The organism is Crossiella sp. SN42 (assembly GCF_023897065.1).
Classification (GTDB): Bacteria; Actinomycetota; Actinomycetes; order Mycobacteriales; family Pseudonocardiaceae; genus Crossiella.
This window is the reverse complement of the sequence record NZ_JAMHIV010000001.1, coordinates 83,342-100,315: the sequence shown is the minus strand read 5'-3', so window position 1 is coordinate 100,315 and position 16,974 is coordinate 83,342. Positions and strand designations below refer to the sequence as shown.

At 71.0% G+C, this 16,974-nt stretch carries 19 protein-coding genes; 12 read left to right on the top strand and 7 right to left on the bottom strand.

Translation table 11 applies throughout. The annotated features are described in order from the left end of the window. Positions 1-4: 4 nt before the first annotated feature. A complete protein-coding gene (locus tag M8C13_RS00435; RefSeq protein WP_252478378.1) occupies positions 5-502 on the bottom strand; it encodes a hypothetical protein in 498 nt (165 codons plus the stop codon). Between the two features lie 96 nt (positions 503-598). Next, positions 599-757 carry a hypothetical protein gene (locus M8C13_RS00430; RefSeq protein ID WP_252478377.1) on the bottom strand — a complete coding sequence of 53 codons (159 nt, stop codon included), beginning with the start codon at positions 755-757 and terminating at the stop codon, positions 599-601. Positions 758-829: 72 nt separating this feature from the next. Here M8C13_RS00430 and ligD (M8C13_RS00425) point away from each other — a divergent pair, with 72 nt between their 5' ends. Together ligD (M8C13_RS00425) and ligD (M8C13_RS00420) are read left to right on the top strand one after the other, a co-directional pair. Beyond that, positions 830-1,864 carry a non-homologous end-joining DNA ligase gene (gene ligD, locus M8C13_RS00425; RefSeq protein ID WP_252478376.1) on the top strand — a complete coding sequence of 345 codons (1,035 nt, stop codon included), beginning with the start codon at positions 830-832 and terminating at the stop codon, positions 1,862-1,864. Further along, positions 1,857-2,768, top strand: a complete 912-nt coding sequence (gene ligD, locus M8C13_RS00420; protein WP_252478375.1) for a non-homologous end-joining DNA ligase — start codon at positions 1,857-1,859, stop codon at positions 2,766-2,768. The genes ligD (M8C13_RS00425) and ligD (M8C13_RS00420) overlap by 8 nt, the downstream gene beginning before the upstream one ends. An 8-nt stretch (positions 2,769-2,776) precedes the next feature. Here the strand turns inward: ligD (M8C13_RS00420) and M8C13_RS00415 are convergent, their stop codons facing one another. Continuing rightward, positions 2,777-3,946, bottom strand: coding sequence for a PP2C family protein-serine/threonine phosphatase (locus M8C13_RS00415; RefSeq protein ID WP_252478374.1), 1,170 nt, complete (start codon positions 3,944-3,946; stop codon positions 2,777-2,779). Between the two features lie 75 nt (positions 3,947-4,021). Here M8C13_RS00415 and M8C13_RS00410 point away from each other — a divergent pair, with 75 nt between their 5' ends. From M8C13_RS00410 to M8C13_RS00375, 8 genes are all read left to right on the top strand, one after another. Then, a complete protein-coding gene (locus tag M8C13_RS00410) occupies positions 4,022-4,489 on the top strand; it encodes a MarR family winged helix-turn-helix transcriptional regulator (RefSeq protein WP_252478373.1) in 468 nt (155 codons plus the stop codon). Positions 4,490-4,584: 95 nt separating this feature from the next. After that, positions 4,585-5,466, top strand: coding sequence for an STAS domain-containing protein (locus tag M8C13_RS00405; protein WP_252478372.1), 882 nt, complete (start codon positions 4,585-4,587; stop codon positions 5,464-5,466). Beyond that, positions 5,463-5,846 carry an STAS domain-containing protein gene (locus M8C13_RS00400; protein ID WP_252478371.1) on the top strand — a complete coding sequence of 128 codons (384 nt, stop codon included), beginning with the start codon at positions 5,463-5,465 and terminating at the stop codon, positions 5,844-5,846. The genes M8C13_RS00405 and M8C13_RS00400 overlap by 4 nt, the downstream gene beginning before the upstream one ends. Then, the gene (locus tag M8C13_RS00395; protein WP_252478370.1) at positions 5,836-6,264 is read left to right on the top strand and encodes an ATP-binding protein; all 429 of its coding nucleotides are present in this window, start codon (positions 5,836-5,838) and stop codon (positions 6,262-6,264) included. Before M8C13_RS00400 ends, M8C13_RS00395 begins: the two co-directional genes overlap by 11 nt. Continuing rightward, on the top strand, positions 6,261-7,271 hold the full coding sequence (locus tag M8C13_RS00390) for a SpoIIE family protein phosphatase (protein ID WP_252478369.1): 1,011 nt from the start codon (positions 6,261-6,263) through the stop codon (positions 7,269-7,271). The genes M8C13_RS00395 and M8C13_RS00390 overlap by 4 nt, the downstream gene beginning before the upstream one ends. Further along, positions 7,268-8,482, top strand: a complete 1,215-nt coding sequence (locus M8C13_RS00385) for a PP2C family protein-serine/threonine phosphatase (protein ID WP_252478368.1) — start codon at positions 7,268-7,270, stop codon at positions 8,480-8,482. The genes M8C13_RS00390 and M8C13_RS00385 overlap by 4 nt, the downstream gene beginning before the upstream one ends. A 45-nt stretch (positions 8,483-8,527) precedes the next feature. Next, entirely contained in the window at positions 8,528-9,055 is a 528-nt protein-coding gene (locus tag M8C13_RS00380) for a hypothetical protein (protein WP_252478367.1), read from the top strand. Next, on the top strand, positions 9,052-9,600 hold the full coding sequence (locus tag M8C13_RS00375; protein ID WP_252478366.1) for a hypothetical protein: 549 nt from the start codon (positions 9,052-9,054) through the stop codon (positions 9,598-9,600). Before M8C13_RS00380 ends, M8C13_RS00375 begins: the two co-directional genes overlap by 4 nt. Before the next feature lie 47 nt (positions 9,601-9,647). On the opposite strand, the gene M8C13_RS00370 is transcribed toward M8C13_RS00375, so the two are convergent. From M8C13_RS00370 to M8C13_RS00355, 4 genes are all read right to left on the bottom strand, one after another. After that, complete coding sequence (locus M8C13_RS00370; protein WP_252478365.1) at positions 9,648-10,919, bottom strand: sodium:proton antiporter; 1,272 nt, start codon at positions 10,917-10,919, stop codon at positions 9,648-9,650. Positions 10,920-10,929: 10 nt separating this feature from the next. Continuing rightward, on the bottom strand, positions 10,930-12,021 hold the full coding sequence (locus tag M8C13_RS00365; protein ID WP_252478364.1) for a sensor histidine kinase: 1,092 nt from the start codon (positions 12,019-12,021) through the stop codon (positions 10,930-10,932). Further along, on the bottom strand, positions 12,018-12,677 hold the full coding sequence (locus tag M8C13_RS00360) for a response regulator transcription factor (protein ID WP_252478363.1): 660 nt from the start codon (positions 12,675-12,677) through the stop codon (positions 12,018-12,020). Before M8C13_RS00360 ends, M8C13_RS00365 begins: the two co-directional genes overlap by 4 nt. A gap of 160 nt (positions 12,678-12,837) precedes the next feature. Continuing rightward, positions 12,838-13,782, bottom strand: a complete 945-nt coding sequence (locus tag M8C13_RS00355) for a sporulation protein (protein WP_252478362.1) — start codon at positions 13,780-13,782, stop codon at positions 12,838-12,840. 317 nt (positions 13,783-14,099) lie between these two features. On the opposite strand from M8C13_RS00355, the gene M8C13_RS00350 reads away from it, so the two are divergent. Further along, positions 14,100-15,929, top strand: coding sequence for an ABC transporter ATP-binding protein (locus M8C13_RS00350; RefSeq protein WP_252478361.1), 1,830 nt, complete (start codon positions 14,100-14,102; stop codon positions 15,927-15,929). A 9-nt stretch (positions 15,930-15,938) separates the two neighbouring features. Then, positions 15,939-16,886, top strand: coding sequence for a serine/threonine-protein kinase (locus M8C13_RS00345; protein WP_252478360.1), 948 nt, complete (start codon positions 15,939-15,941; stop codon positions 16,884-16,886). Positions 16,887-16,974: the final 88 nt, after the last annotated feature.

The window sequence follows — 16,974 nt, the reverse complement described above, 5'->3', positions numbered from 1 at the left end:
TCCTTCACGATTGACGGAAAGTGACGGTGTTGCCGTTGCGGTCGAACCAGCCCTTGAAGCCCCAGTTCTCCCAGCCGCCGTCACTGTTGTTGACGACCTGGCCGGAGCTGAAAACGACGACCCGGAAGGCCGGATATCCGTCGGCGCTGACCTTGGCGTCGTAGACCACGTTCTGCAGGTTGGCGGTGTACTTGTGGCGGTACTTGATGACCAGGACGTTGTAGCGCTGCCCGGCCTCGTAGAAAGCGCCGAGCACAATGGACTTGACGTAGCCTTCGCGGTTCTCGTGCCGGTCGACCGCATTGGTGATGATCCGGTTGAGCTGCGTGGTGAGTTTGAGCGTGGTGTTGATGGCCTCGACCTTCACGCCCTTCGCCGCGCTGGCGGCCACTGACGCGGTCGTCGCCGGTGCGGCCACCGCCGTGGTGGCGGGCAGGACCAGCCCGGTGACCGCCGCGGCGCCGATCAGCACCGCGGTCAGCTGCTTGCGAATGGAACGCATCTTGACCTCCTTGTGTCGCCTTTCCCCGCTGCTCTGCCGGGGATTTCGACGTTTCCGTCGTCAGGGGGAACTCTGCGCTCAGCCAGTGGCGGCGGACTAGTAGCGGACTTCGCTTTGCGCGAATTTCTGAGGTTTTTGCGCGGCAATGCGGTGAGTGGCGGTCAGGTCACCTTTTCGCTTATCGCGATCTGCCGAATGAGGCATTTGTCCGATTTGGCCGTGCTCGCGCCATACCCGGCTGCTGACGCCGAGCATGGCTCACTCGTTTGGCCTAGCATCGACAGGCATGATCCGTCCGGCCGGTCCCCGCCGTGGACGGAGGTCGACATGGCGTCAGCACGCCGAGGCCGCGGTGGCCTGCCCGAGGCGATCGAGCCGATGCTCGCCAGCCCTGACGGCGGCAAGCTCGTCGATGACCCGCGGTTCGCCTACGAGTTCAAGTGGGACGGGTACCGCGCGGTCATGCGGGTGGCCGGGGACGGTGAGACCGCGTTGACCAGTCGCAACGGCAAGGACTTCACCGCCGAGTTCCCCGAGCTGACCACAGTCCTAGGTCCAGTGCTGGCTGGGCGTCCGGCGGTGCTCGACGGCGAGATCGTCGCGCTCAACCAGCGCGGACACCCCGACTTCTCGCTGTTGCAGAACCGGCGCACCGGGCGGCTGCGCGGCATCGACGTCCGCTACTTCGCCTTCGACCTGCTCCAGCTCGGTGCCACCCGCCTGCTGGACGAGCCCTATGTCCGGCGGCGGGAGTTGCTGGGGGAGCTGACACCGCCGGAGGGCTCCCGTCTCTCGATCACCCCGTACTACCGCCGCGCCGACCTCACCGAGCGTGGCATGACCCCGGCGGAGCTGCTGGGCGTCGCCGCGGCCTCGCACCTGGAAGGCTTGGTGGCCAAGGCCATCGACTCCCGCTACACCCCCGGTGCGCGTAGCAGGGCCTGGCTGAAACATCCCTTGATCCAGACCCTGGAGGTCGTCATCGGCGGCTGGCAGGCCGGGCAGGGCCGCCGTGAGGGCACCCTCGGCGCGCTGCTGCTCGGTGCGCACGACCCGGCCGGGAACCTGGTCTACCTCGGCAACGTGGGCACCGGCTTCACCGACCTCGCGCTGGACGATCTGCACCGCAGGCTGCGGCCGCTCGCGCAGCCGGGCAGCCCTTTTGCGGAGGTGCCGCGTGATCGGGCTCGCCGGGCGCACTGGGTGCGGCCGGAGCTGGTCGGGGAGGTCGTCTACCGGCAGTTCACCCCGGGGGAGGGGCGGTTGCGGCACACCGCCTGGCGTGGGTTGCGGCCCGAGCGGCGTCCTGAGGAGGTCCTGCTGCCCGCGGGACTCCGGCCGGAGGGAGAAGTCCGTGGCTGAGCAGCGGGTCACCGTGCAGGTCGGCAGCAGGCAGCTACGACTGTCCAATTTGGACAAACAGCTGTATCCGGGGTTCAGCAAGGCGCTGGTGATCGACTACTACACCCGGATCGCTCCGGTGCTGCTGCCGCACCTGGCCGGACGCCCGGTGACCTTCATCCGCTTCCCCGAGGGCGGCACCGGGCCGAGCTTCTTCGAGAAGGACGTCTCCCGGCACGCGCCGGACTGGCTGCCCACCGCGGCCCTGCCCTCCAGCGGCTCCCGCGGCAACGGCGAGATCATCCACTACCCGCTGCTGACAGACCTGCCCGCGCTGGTGTGGGCGGCCAACCTCGCCGCCCTCGAACTCCACGTTCCACAATGGACACTCCGCCGGGACGGCACCCGCGCCTCGCCGGACCGGCTGGTCTTCGACCTCGACCCCGGTCCGGGCACCTCGATCGTGGAATGCTGCCGCATCGCCGAACGGCTGCGCGAGATCCTGCTCGCCGACGGCCTGACCCCGGTGCCCAAGACCTCCGGCTCCAAGGGCTTGCAGCTCTACTGCGGCGTGCGCACCCGGACACCGGAGCGGACCTCGGCCTACGCCAAGGCTTTGGCCGAACAACTAGCCGGGGAAACCCCGCAGCTGGTCACCGCGAAGATGGCCAAAGCCCTGCGCACCGGGCGGGTGCTCATCGACTGGAGCCAGAACAACCCGGCCAAGACCACGGTTGCCCCCTACTCGCTGCGCGGGCGGGCGCGGCCGACCGTGTCCACGCCGGTGACCTGGGCCGAGGTGCGGGACTGTCGCCATGCCGAAGACCTGGTCTTCACCGCCGATGAAGTCCTGGACCGGGTTGCCGAGTCAGGTGACCTGTTCGCCGGCCTCGCCGGCACCCGCGCGGCCCTGCCGGCGCGCTGAGGCGGTGTTCAGTCGCGGCCGTGCCAGTCCAGGCACACCACCATGGCGTCGTCCTCGGCCACGGTGATCTGGGTCGGGTTGCGGTAACCGACCAGCTCCTGCAACAACGAGCGCGGTACGTGGGTGGCCGGCAGCAACCGGGTGGCGGCGATGGCCTTGGCCAGCGCGCGTTCGCCGTAGCGCTCGCCCTGCTGGGAAGCCACGTCGTAGACGCCGTCGGTGACGAACACCAGGCGGTCACCGGCCTCCAGTTCGAAGTGCTGGCTGACGTACGGGGTGCCGTCGAACATGCCCAGCGGCAGCTGAGCCTCGAACTCCACCGGCCGCACCTCGCCGCCCCGCATCCGCCACAGCCGCGGCGAGCCCGCGTCGACCACCTCAGCCCGGCCGTCGGCCAGGTTCAGCCGGACCAGCAGGGCGGCCACGTGCTTGGCGCCGTGGTACTGGCCGAAGATCGCCTGGTCGGCCAGCATCGCCTGGTCGGCAAGGGGAATGCCGGCGCGGCGGGCGTTGCGCAGGGCGTTGATGGCCAGGTTGGTCAGCAGCGCGGCGTCGATGCCCTCGCCCATGCCGTTGGACACGGTCAGGGTGAGGTGGTCGGCGGAGGCGGACCAGTCGAAGTTGTCGCCGTGCACGGCGTAGGCCGGTTCCAGCTGCGCGCCCAGGGAGAACTCCGGCCGCGCGCAGGCCCGGCCGGGCAGCAGCTGCCACTGCATCTCCGCGGCCAGGGTCAGCCGCTCGGCCCGGCGGGCCTGCACGTACAGGTCGGTGTCGCGTTCGGCCACGGTGATCTCGTGCGCCAGCACCCCGGCCAGCTCGGCCAGCGTGGCCACCAGCTCCGGCTCGGGCGGTCGCGGCAGGGCGACGCAGAGCACGCCGAGCCGGTCGCCGCGCACGCTCACCGGCAGGTGGAGCGAGAGGGTGCCGTCCTCGTGCTGCTCCAGGTGTGGTTCCTGCGCGCCGAAGGCCCGGCCGGGCGCGGTGTTGTGCACCGGCACCGGGGTGTTGGTGTAGGGCAGCACGGACACCGGTTGCAGCCGCATGAGCCCGTAGTCGGCCATCAGCAGCTGCACCCCGGTCGCGCCCGCCGAGGTGCCGAGGGCCTTGTGCAGGACGTCGAGCAGCTCGTGTGGCGCCGCGGCGCGCAGCAGCCGTTCCACCGCCGGGTAGTCGACCACCGTGGCCCCGTTCCTCGTCCTGGCCGCGAAGGCGGCGGGAGGACAGCAAATCACAGAAGATGAGACAGTGGAGGCATGACCCCGCCCGATGCTCTGACCGAGGTGACGGAGCTGCTGGAGGTGCTCTGGGAACGCGGTGGCGGCCCGTCGCCCGCGCCGCTGTCGGTGTCCCAGCTGCGGGCGCTGTACGTGCTGGAACGCGCCGGCTGCCTGAACCTCCGCGACCTGGGCGAGGCGCTGGGCTCCACCCCGCCCTCGATCAGCCGGTTGTGCGACCGGCTGCAGGCGGTCGGGTTCGTCGCGCGGACACCGAGCTCGGTCAGCAGGCGCGAGGTGGAGCTGCGCATCACCGAGACCGGGCTCGCCTACCTGGGCGAACTGCGGGCGCAACGGCGGGCGCAGCTGGCCGAGGTGCTCGAAGCGATGCCGGCCAGCGCCAGGCGGTCCCTGCACGCGGGGCTCTCGCAGTTCCTCGCGGCCGCTGACAAAGTCACCGGAACCAGGTTTACCGCCCCCCTGGAACGGGGAACCGAAACCGCGTAACCGCTGCCCGGGTGATCGCCGGGTGTGTTTGTCCCCCTCTCGTCAGGTCGGCTAACATTTGTCATGCGACAATAGTTTGTCCGACCGAACGGAAGGTGAGAGGGGAACTTCTGGTGGTGGCCAATGACGGTGACGCGGCCCGCGACCTGCTGAGCCAGGTGCTCTCCGGTAGCGACGCCGAGGTGGTCGGTCGCTGGGTGGAGCTGCAGGTCGAGCGCGGTGAGCAGCCGCCCCGGCTGCACGAGGCCGACCTGCGCGCGGAGGCCGTCGCGATGCTCGACGGACTGCGCACCGGCATGGCCTCCCCGCTGCCGCTGCCCGAGGTGGTCAAGGCGCACGAGCCGCTGCGGGAGGCGCTGGTCGACCTGTCCCTGCGCCGGGCCCGCACCGGCACGCCGCCCGCGGACACCGCCATGGCCGTGCTCGCGCTCAAGGAGGCGCTGCTGGAGCAGGCGGCCCGGCTCACCGCCGATCCCGGCACGTTGCTCGCGGTCGCCGGTGAGATCAACCGGCTGCTGGACGCGGCCGCGGTGCTGACCTTCCAGGCCTACGTGGAAGGCCGGGAGGAGATCATCCGCTCCCAGCACCAGCAGATGCTGGAGCTGTCCACCCCGGTGGTGCGGCTGTGGCGGCACGTGCTGGCCGTGCCGCTGATCGGCACCCTGGACAGCACCCGAACCCAGGTGGTGATGAACGGGCTGCTGGAGGCCATCCAGGCGCACGAGGCCAGGGTCGCGATCATCGACATCACCGGCGTGCCGATGGTGGACACCCTGGTCGCCCAGCACCTGCTGCAGACGGTCAGCGCGGTCCGGCTGATGGGCGCGGACTGCCTGATCAGCGGCATCCGGCCGACCATCGCGCAGACCATCACCCAGCTGGGCATCGACCTGTCCGCCATCGTCACCAGGGCCACCCTGGCCGACGCGCTGGCCGACGCGATCCGGATGACCGGCGACGAACCGGTGCGGTCATGAGCGCGCCGCGCTCCGGCGTGCCCATCCTGCGGCTGGGCGACATCCTGCTGACCGGGCTGCTGGAGGACCTCGACGACGCGGCCGCGCTGCGGTTCACCGGCGAGCTCACCGACCGGATCGCCGCCGAGGGGATCCGCGGCGTGGTCATCGACATCTCCCGGCTGGAGCTGCTCGACTCCTTCGCCGCCCGCCTGCTGATGGAGCTGGCCGGCACCGGCAGGCTGCTCGGCGCCCGGATGATCGTGGCGGGCATGCGGCCCGCGGTGGCCATCACGCTCTCCGAGCTCGGCTTGCAGCTCACCGGTGTGGAGACCGCGCTGGACGCCGAGGCCGCGATGGTCCGGCTGGGCTGGCAGCGAGCGCGGCGCCATGCTTCGTGACCAGCGCGCACCGGCCCCGGCCGCGGAGACCTACCCGATCCGCGCCGAGCACGACCTGCTGCGCACCCGGCACGCGGTGCGCGCGGCCGCGGTGGCCGCGGGCTTCGACCTGATCGGCCAGACCAAGATCGTCACCGCGGCCAGTGAGCTGGTGCGCAACGCCTACATCCACGGTGGCGGCGGTTCGCTGGTGGTGGAGCAGGTGCGCTCGCTGACCGGCAGGCGCGGGCTGCGGCTGACCGTGCGCGACTCCGGCCCCGGCATCCCGGACCTGGACTCGGCCTTCGCCGACGGCTACAGCACCGGACCGGGACTGGGCCACGGGCTCGGCGGCGCCCGGCGGCTGGTGGACGAGTTCCACCTGGACACCGGGGCAGGCGAGGGCACCACGGTGACGGTGACCAGGTGGGCCACGTGACCAAGACCGCCGAGCAGCCCACCCGGTGCTTCCGGGTGGACCACGCCAGCGCGGTGCACGGGATCGCCAAGGCCGCCCGCGCCGCCGCCCTGGCCGCCGGGTTGCCGGGGGCGATGCCGGAGCAGGCCGCGGTGATCGCCTCGGAGCTGGGCAGCAACCTGGACAAGCACGCCCGCGACGGGGTGATCGCGGTGCAGCCGCTGCTGCTCGGGCACGGCATCGAGATCCTGGCCGCCGACGCCGGGCCGGGCATGGCCGACCTGGCGCGCTGCCTGGTGGACGGGCACTCCACCACCGGAACGCTCGGCACCGGCCTGGGCGCGGTGCGGCGGATGGCCACCGAGCTGCACCTGCACTCCGAACCCGGCACGGGCACGGTGGTCGCCGCGCGGCTGATCCACCCGGCCGGAACTTCCTTGCCGCACAAGGACTTCGGCTATGTCCGGGTGCCTGCCGACGGCGAACGGGTCAGCGGCGACGGCCTGGCCCTGCACCGGACGGGCCAGGGCTGGACCGCGTTGCTGGTCGACGGCCTCGGCCACGGACCGGCCGCGGCCGAGGCCGCCGAGCAGGCCGTGCTGACCTTCCGGCGCGACCCCGAACTGCCGCTGGGGCAGCTGCTCACCGCGCTGCACCACCGGTTGCGGCTGACCAGGGGAGCGGCCGCCGCGGTGCTCCGGGTGGCCGGCGCGCGGGCGGAGTTCTGCGGGGTGGGCAACATCCGCGGGCTGGTGCTCGGTGACGGCCCCCGGCGCAGCCTGCTCAGCAGACCCGGCGTGGTCGGCCTGCACCTGATCACCCCGCAGGTCACCGCGGTCGACCTGAGCCTCGGCGGCACGGTGGTGCTGCACAGCGACGGCCTGGACGCCACGACGGCGCTGCTGGAGACCGTGGGGCCGGTGCGGTTGCCGCCCGCGTTGCTGGCCACCGGGCTGGCCCACCGGCACCGCCAGCTCCGCGACGACGCCACGGTCCTCATCGCCAGGGCGCGGGAAGGAGCCGGATGAACAGGGACACCTCACCCACCCTCGACCTGAGCCAGCTCAAGGCGAGCTTGCGCGCGCGGTGCGCCGAGCACGGCGTGCCGGTGGAGACCAGGGCCCGGCTGGTGCTGGCGGTCGCGCTGCTGGCCGGTCCGGTGCTCGCGGCCGGGCAGCCGGTGCGGGTGACCGAGGAGGTCGACCCGAGCGGCCCGCTGCTCGTGATCACCGTGCGGCTGCCGGAGCACACCCCGGTCGCGGGCACGGACCTGCCACTGGTGCCGGAGCCCGGCGGCCCCGGCGTGGCGGTGTGGCGGATCCCGGTGCCGCAGGTCCCACCCGCGCCGGACTGCCCACCCGAGACCGCGGCCGAACAGGAGCTGGCCGCGGTGCTGGCCCGCCTCGACGGCCTGGAACGCGAGCAGTGGGAGCTCAAGCACGAGCTGGCCGAGACCAACAGCGGCGTGCTGGCGATGTTCGTGCAGCTGGAGGAGCGCGACGAACAGCTGCGCCGCTCACACGCGCAGATCTTCCAGCAGCTGGAGGACGCGCTGCGCCCGCCACCGCCGGAGGTGCCGGGCGTGGACCTGGCCGTGCACTACACCCCGGCCGAGGCCGACGCGCCCACCGGCGGCGACCTCTACGACTGGTTCGTGCTGCCCGACGGCAGCCTGCACATCACCGTGGTGGACGCGGTCGGCCACGGCGTGGCCAGCACCCGCAACGCCCTGCACGTCACGCACGCGGTGCGCACGCTGACCCTGGAGGGCTATCCGTTGGGGGAGCTGGTCGAGCGGACCGCGACCGCCCTGCGGATCACCGACCCGCGCCTGATGGCCACCGTGCTGCTGGCCCGCCTCGACCCGCGCACCGGCAAGCTGGAACTGGCCAACGGCAGCCACCCACCGGCCCTGCTGGTGCGCGCCGGCGGGGCCGCTGAGTACCTCACCGTGCCCGGCCGGGGCGTGGGTTTCCCGCTGCCGGGCAGTTTTGAGGTGCGCACCGAGACCCTGGCCGAGGGCGACCTGCTGCTGTTGCACACCGACGGGCTGACCGAATGCCGGGGCGACGCCGAGGAAGGCGAGGCCCGCCTGCTGGCCGCGGCCGAGGCGCACGCCGGGCTGCCGGTGGGGGAGCTGACCGAGACCGTGGTGGCCGGACTGCGCACCGTGGTCACCCACACCGACGACACCCTGCTGCTGGCCGCCCGCTACCGCCCGGCGCCAGTGGCCCGGTGACCGGGCGCGGGCCAGGAGACCCTCTCCGTCGTCCAGTTGGTCGACTTGGCCAAGCTCGCCAGTGAGCAGGCCGCCGAGCAGGCGGTGCACGTCGCGCGGCTGGCCCAGGAAGCGGCGCTGAAGGCGGCTGAGGAGACCAAGTCCGCCCGGGCCGCGGCTGGCGCGGCCAGTCAGGCGGCTCGAAGAAAAGCAGCCAAGGTCCCGATCGAACGGACCCAGAAAATCATCGACAAGGCTCGAGAGCAGAAGCGCCTCAGGTCTATGACTGCCCTCCGGAAGGTCAAGAAGGGGTGCCACGTCCACCTGGGCAACAAGGCAGAGGTCAAGATCATGGTAGACAAGCACGGTAACCTGATTGGCGAAAAGATCAGGGCTAATGGAAAGGTGTCAGACGAGAAGCAACTAGTGGCCGCAGTTGAACATTTGAAGAACAACGCGGCGGACCGAGCGCGGCTGACCAAGGTTGGGGAGTCCGCTCTCGCGACCATGAGGAACGGTAACTACACTATGATCGACAAAGCGCGGATCGCAGGCTGCGGCGACGCTGGCGGCATTGAAGGCACTCGGCTATGACTGACCTGGATTTCTACGCCCACTTCGCAGTCAACCGAGGTGAGGTGCTGGGCGTAGGCATCGGCGCGCAGCCCGACGAGTGGTCGAAGGCGCTCGGGAACGAATTCGACGAAAATCGGATCTTCGAGTCCAGTCTTTCCCGCGACTTCGGCTTCATTGTCGCCGACTTCATCCAGGAAAGCGGTCGATGGAGCTGTCATCTCGTCATACTTCAGATCCACAAGCTGGATATGATCGTCGAAGACTGGGATCCACTGCCCGAAGCGGTTCGGGCTGTTTACGGCGAATTCTCGAAACGTGTCACGATCGTGGATCTGGCAAGCGTGCTGACTGAGGCGAATCTCTCGATATGTCGAATTGTCGATGACAAACCGGCGGCTGAACTGGAGAACCTCTGGATTCCTGAGACGAGCGTTGGAATCTCCGTCATCAGGGATTCCCGGTTCGCCAGGAGTGAAGAAAAGCAGGTCGGCGACGTCTACTCCATGCACCACTTGCCAACCGCGACGGTCGATGCAGGCAAACTCGTCAAGTACCACCCGTAGCTGATCTTGCCGCCTTGGTCCCGGGTCGTGGGCTCAGGCATGGCCGCTCACCGGGCGCGCGGCGCTGACTTCGCGCGCGTCAGCCACCGCACGGTCGGGCCCGCGCCGATGCCGTGCAGCAGCACGCTGCCCAGGACCAGGGTCACCGTGACGAGCAGGATGGTGTCGGCGGCGGATCCCTCGGGGAGCCGGTTGAAGGCGAGCAGCCCGAACACCACCGAGGTGGTGCCGCGTGGCCCGAGCACCCCGACCTGGAGGCGTTCCCGGTGGGAGAGCGCCGATCCGGTGAGGGAGAGGTGCACGGGCAGGATGCGGACCACGGTGATCGCGGCGAAGCAGAACAGGGCGACCTGCCACGGCAGTCCGGCGGAGAAGGCCAGCACGGTGCTGACGCCCACGACGAACCACAGCGTCATGGTCAGCAGCGTGGTGAAGTCCTCCAGCAGGCGGAAGTCCTCGTCCAGCACACCGGCGCGCATCAGGTCGCGACCGGCGGGAGAGCGGTGGATGTGCCGGGCCTTGGCCAGCCGGTGGACGTAGCGGAAGGTGACGCCGCAGATGAAGGAGGCCACGAAGCCGTTGCCGTCGATGGCGACCGTGGCGGTGTAGGTCAGCAGCGGCACCAGCAGCACGGCGATGCGCCCGGACTGCTCGGTGAGCCAGCCCGCGCGGTGGGCCGCGGTCAGCAGCAACGCCAGTGCCGCGCCGAAGAGCACCCCGACCAGCAGGGCCTTGACCGCGAAGGGCAGCACGGTGGCCAGCGCGTCCAGCGGGGTCCGTTGCTGGGTCTGGTCGCCCGCCAGGATCAACGCGAACAGGAACAGCGGCGAGATGATGCCGTCGTTGTAGCCGCTTTCCACGTTGAGCACGCTGCGCACCCGCGAGGGCAGGCCGCGGTCGCGCACGACCCGGTCGGCCGGGGCGAAGTCGATGGGCACCACCACCCCGGCGAGCAGCAGCAGCATCGGCCACGGCAGCTCAGGGAACAGCAGCCAGCCCAGCAGCATCGCCGCGAGCAGGCTCAGCGGCATCGCGATGAGCAGCACCCTGGCCACCAGGCCGGGCGAGCTGCCCCACAACCGTCCGCCGCGCACCTCGGTGGCGTCCACGAACAGCAGCACGGCCAGCACGATCTCAGCCACGTACAGGGTGGCCTCGGTGTTGAGCGCGAGCGCGATGGAGCTCTCGTTGACCAGGCCGATGACCACACCGGCGGCGACCGTGACCACCGGTGCGCCGAGGTTCCACCGGTCCAGCCGGGCCGCCGCGAAGGAACGGACCGCGATGGCGACCGCGATCATGAGCAGTAGCGAGTTCATGTGCGGACCATCAGGTGATCGGAAGTCGCAGCCGGAGCTGGAAACCGCCGTCGGCCGTGGGACCCGCGTGGATCCGGCCGTCCAGCAGCGCGGCCCGCTCCTGCAGGCCGATCAGCCCGTGGCGCGCGCTGGGCAGGGTGAGTGCGGGCCGGGTGGGCGGGGTGTTGGTGACGGTGATGGTCAGGTCGGTGTCGTCGTGGCTGAGCTCCACCGTGGCCTGCGCGCCGGGGGCGTGTTTGCGGACGTTGGTCAGCGCCTCCTGGATGGTGCGGTAGATGGCCCGCTGCACCGGCGCCTCCACCCCGGGCGGCGCGCTGCCGACCAGCCGGGTGTCGATGCCGCTGTTGTCGATGAGGCGTTCCAGGTCGGTCAGCGTGGGCTGGGGCGCGAGCTCGGTGGCCGGCGTGCCGGAGGCGCGCAGCAGGTTGACCATGTGCCGCAGCTCGTCGAGGGTGTTCACCGACAGTGTGCGGATGTGCTCCACCGCCTCCCGCACGGTGGGATCGGGCGTGCTCACCGTGACCACCGCGGCCTGCACCGCGATCAGGCTGACCTGGTGGGAGACCACGTCGTGCATCTCGCGGGCCAGCTGGTTGCGTTCCTTGGTCAGGATCACCTGGGCGTCCAGCTGCCGCTCGTGCTCCCTGGCCTCCTTGACCTCGGCCAGCCGCAGCGCCAGCTCGCGCCGGGTGTGCAGGAACCGGCCGAGCAGGATCGGCGCGCCCGCCGTCATCGTGGAGTAGATGATGTCGAGCACCAGGTCCGGGATCGGGATCGGAAGGCCGGGTTCGGAGAGCGGGAAGACCAGGCTGACCGCCGCGGCCAGCCCGCAGCCGCCGAGCAGCCACCAGCTCCGGTGCCGGGCGGCCACCGTGTAGAGGGTGACGATCACCGGGATGATCGCGCCCAGCAGCACCACGGCGGGCAGCGCCAGCACGAAGGCGGGCAGCGGCCAGCGGCGGCGCACCACGAGCACGAGCACGGCGGCGGCGCCGAACCCGGCGGCCGTGCTCGACTCGGTGATCCCGGTGATGGCCGCCTCGACCGCGGCGACCGCCAGCACGGCGATGTCGGTCAGCCAGCGGGGCAGCCGCGGTGTCATGGTTTGCGCTCCCCGTCGGCGAGCAGTCCGGCGCGCTCGGCGACCAGCGCCGCCTGCACCCTGCTGCCCACCCGCAACTTGGTCAGGATGGCGCTGACGTGGTCCTTCACCGTGCCGACGCTGACGTGGATCCGGGCGCCGATCTCGGTGTTGGACAGTCCCTCCGCGATCAGCACGAGCACGGTGCGCTCCCGCTCGGTCAGCTGCTCGGCGCGTGCCACGGCCTCGCCGTCCGCGCCGCCACCGAGACGCCCCTCCACCACCGTGCGGGTGACCTTCGAGGAGAGCACCACCCCGCCCGCGGCGAGGGTGCGGACCATCTGGGCGAGCTGAGCGGGCGCGGTGTCCTTGAGGATGAAGCCCGCCGCGCCCGAGCGCAGCGCGGTGACGATGTACTCGTCGGAGTCGAAGGTGGTCAGCATGGCGACCACGGGCGGGGGCTTGAGGCCCTGGAGCTGGCGCAGCACGGTGAGCCCGTCCACGTCGGCCATCCGGATGTCCAGCAGCACCACATCGGGCCGGTGCAGGCCCACCTCGCGCACCGCCCGCTCCCCGGTCGCGGTGGCGACGACCTCGATGTCCCCGGCCGCCTGGAGGATGAGCCGGAAGCCGGAGCGCACCAGCTCCTCATCGTCCACGACGACCACCCGAATCATGCCACGCTCCTTTGTGGATCCTGTGTCCGTCCAGTGTGGTCACCACCGGCCTCCGGCGGCCACCCGGGGACGGGTCAGGGCGGCGCGGCAGGCGAGTTTCGGGGGAGGGGCCCGCCCGCCGCGCCGGTTCTTGGGGTGGCTAGGACTGTGGTCAGTTGGGTCACTCGTCGTCGCCGAAGATCTCCTCGGCGACCTCCCCGAGCACCACGCCGCCGACCACACCGGCCGCACCGGCGGCGAGCATGCCGCCCATGCCCGGCCCGCGCTGCTGCTGGCCGGGGTGGTCATAACCCTGGTGAGCGCCGTAGCCGGGCTGGCCGTACGCCGGCTGGCCGCCGAAGGCCGGGTTCACCTGGCGGCGCTCGGCGGCCTGGGCGAGCCACCCGGAGATCAGCGAGGCCCAGTCGGTGACCTGAGCTTCCTGGTGCGAGAGCCGGAACTGGCCGGAGGTGTCGCCGCCGGGAGAGAACACGCCGTCGCGCCGATCGGCGGCCAGCAGGACGCACAGCTCGTGCGGACCGGCCACGAAGGTCAGCTCGACCTCGTCCACCCGCCCCGCGTACTGCGCGGGCGGGGCGAACCGGAGCGTCTGGCGCAAGCCCAGCTCCTGGGCAACGCCGGGCGCCCGGCCCGCTTCGACGCCGGTGTCGCGGAAGGAGAACCCGAGCTGCCCGAAGGCGTCCAGCACCTTGTTCTGCGCGGGCAGCGGGCCGACCTGCACCGGGTCCAGGTCACCCTTGTCCGGCGCGCCCGCGATCACCAGTTCGGTCCGCACCCCCACCGCCATCCGCGGCAGCGGCGAGCCGCCGACCGCGGTGATCGGCGTCTCCCAGGGCAACGGCAGCTGGAACGGGATGGCGACCAGCTCACCCGCCGGCACGCGCACGCCCTGCCGCACGACCAGCCGGGAGAACTCGGCGGCGTGGTCACCCTCGGCCTCAGTGACCAGCGACAGCACCACCTGGCCGATCTCGGCGTCGGCGGAGCCGCCCTGGACGCGCACCTGTCCGGTCACCGCCTGTCCTGGCACGGCGTAGGGGGAGTCCAGCACGGTGTCGACGGAGGGGCCACCGATACCGAAGGCGCTCAGCATCCGGTTGAACATGAACAGTCTCCTTCAGGAAGTGTGGAACGGCGCTGACTGCGGTTTCCCAGTGGTGCGCATCGCCTGTGTCATGTGGACCAGCCTCGTCGGCGGCACCGGCCGGGAACATCTGTCAGGCGTCCGGAACAACCCCCTGACTGGCTGGATGACACCCCGCCAGGTGGCTGACTGTCTGATGTGGACAGTCCAGCCAGGTGACGGGGTAGCGCCCGTCAGGTCGGGGATGGTGGGGCCGCGGACCGCGAACCCATGCTCGGCAACGGCTTGGCGCGACCAACCGGTGTGACGCGCCGTCAGCAAACGAAAGGCAGCTGGAGATGACCGTCGGACATTCCTCGTGGCGCGAGGTCGCGAACGCGGAGGAATCCGAGTCGATGGGCGATCCGGTGCGGGTCGACGGTCGCCGCATCTGGCGGCTGTTCACGCCCTACCGGTGGCGGCTGGCCAGTGTGCTGGGGCTGATCGCGTTCACCTCGGTGGTCGGGATCCTGACCCCGTTCATCGTCAAGGCGATCGTGGACGACGCGCTGCCGAACAAGGACCTTGAGCTGTTGTTCGTCTTCGTCGGCGCGCTGATCGCGATCGCGGCCGTGGAGGCGGTGGTGAGTGTGCTGCAGACGCTCATCGTGTCGCGGGTCGGCCAGGCGGTCATGCACGACCTGCGCATCGGTGTTTATGTTCACCTGCAACGGATGTCGCTGCGGTTCTTCACCGGCACCCGCACCGGCGAGGTGCAGTCGCGCATCTCCCAGGACATCGGCGGCATGCAGTCCTTCGTGACCAACACCGCGGTGGACCTGACCCGCAGCGCGGCGGTGGTCTGCGTCTCCGTGGTCGCGATGCTGGTGCTGGACTGGCGGCTGGCGCTGTTCTCCTTCCTCGCCCTGCCGTTCTCCATCTGGGTGAACGGGCGGGTCGGCGCGCTGCGCGAGCGGGTGACCACCCGGCAGCAGGAACGGCTCGCCGACATGCAGTCCCTGGTCCAGGAGTCGCTGTCGGTCTCCGGCATCGTGCTGAGCAAGACCATGGGCCGCTCGCAGCGGATGGTCGAGCGGTTCACCGGCACCTCGCGGGAGGTCGCCGGTCTGGAGGTCCGCTCGCACACCGCGGGGCAGTGGGAGTACTCCGTGGTCACGCTGCTGATCTCGGCCATGCCCGCGCTGACCTACCTGCTGGGCGGCTTCCTGATGGGCAACACGCCGTCGATCACCATCGGCACCCTGGTCGCGATGATCGCCCTGCAGGAGACGCTGACCTGGCCCCTGGAGGAGATCCTGCGCTCCACCGTGGAGTTCCGGACCGCGCGGGCGCACTTCGCCCGCATCTTCGACTACCAGGACCGCGAGGTCGACATCGTCGAGCGCGCCGACCCGGTGGTCCGCGCCCCGGCCGACATCCGCGGCGACGTCCGGTTCCACCAGGTCTCCTTCCGCTACGCCGGCGCGCCGGAGCCGACCCTGCGGCGGATCGACCTGGACATCCGCGCGGGCACGAAGGTGGCCGTGGTCGGCGGGACCGGTTCGGGCAAGACGACCCTCGGCTACCTGGTCGCCAGGCTCTACGACGTGGACTCCGGAGCGGTCACCATCGACGGCATCGACGTGCGCGACCTGAGCTTCACCGCACTGGCCGGGATGCTCGGCGTCGTCACCCAGGAGCCCTACCTGCTGCACGCCTCGGTGGCGGCCAACCTGCGGTTCGGCAAGGAGGACGCCACGGACGCCGAGCTGGTCGAGGCCGCCAAGATCGCGCAGATCCACGAGCTGATCAGCAGCCAGCCCGACGGCTACGACACCGTGGTCGGCGAGCGGGGCTTCCGGTTCTCCGGCGGCGAGAAACAGCGCATCGCCCTGGCCAGAACCATCCTGCGCAACCCGCCGATCCTGCTGCTGGACGAGGCGACCAGCGCCCTGGACACGCGCACCGAACGCGCGATCACCGAGGCCCTGGACAAGGTCATGGCCGACCGCACGGTGATCACCATCGCGCACCGCCTGTCCACCGTGCGCGACGCCGACCAGATCATCGTGCTGAACCGGGGGGAGATCGTCGAACGCGGCACCCACGAGGAACTGGTGGCCCGCAACGGCCACTACGCCGAACTCGTGACCGGGAACGCTCCCACACCGGCTTCCTGCGGTGACTAGACTCCGCCCGTGCGTATCGGGGACACCATTGCCGGCCGGTACCGCCTCGAGGAGGCTGTCGGCGCGGGCGGCATGGGGCAGGTGTGGCGCGCCACGGATCTCGAGCTGCGGCGGGAGGTGGCCGTCAAGCTGACCCGCACCGGCGACGGCGAGCAGACCCGGCGCGAAGCGCGGATCGGCGCCGGGGTGTACCACCCCAACGTGATCTCGGTGTTCGACGTGGTGGTGGACGGCGACCGGCGGTGGCTGGTCACCGAGTACCTGCCCGCGCGCAGCCTGGCCGAGGTCTGCCGCACCGACGGACCCCTGACGCCGGAGCGGGCGGCGCACCTCGGGGCGCAGCTGGCCGGCGCGCTGGCCGCCATGCACGCCAAGGGCATGGTGCACCGGGACGTCAAGCCCGGCAACATCCTGCTCGCCGAGGACGGCACGGCGAAGCTGACCGACCTGGGCATCGCCAGCTGGCACCAGGTCACCCAGACCGGGAGCTCGCTCAGCGGCGGGACACCCGGCTACCTGGCGCCCGAAGTGCTCACCGGGCACCGGGCAACCCCGGCCTCCGATGTCTTCGCGCTCGGCGTGACCCTCTCCACCGCGGTGGAAGGCCACCCGCAGCCCGACCGGCGGTTGACCCAGGCACTGGCCGCGATGACCGACGACCTCCCGGCCCGCCGCCCCAGCGCGACCAAGGCCGCCCGGCTGCTCACCGGCGTCGGCGCGCGCAAGCCGGTCCGGCCAGTCGTGCTGGCCAACGCCCTCGGCCTGGTCGCGGCCGTGGTCGCCGCCGCCGTCCTCTTCTGGCCCGAGGCGCGACCCCAGCCCAGCAACGCGGTCAGCGGGTCCAGCGCCCCGGCCGTGCCGGGCAACGGCCAGGGCTCGCTGTTGTTCGGCCTGGGCGACCAGATCAACTCCGCGCTCGCGGCCGAGCTGGTGCGCGAGACCCGGTCCGGATGCTGACCACCAACTACCTGCCAACGCCTACGCCCAGGGTTACGCGCTGCACGTGATCGTCGCCGACTGGGGCTTCGAGGATCCCGAGGTGCCG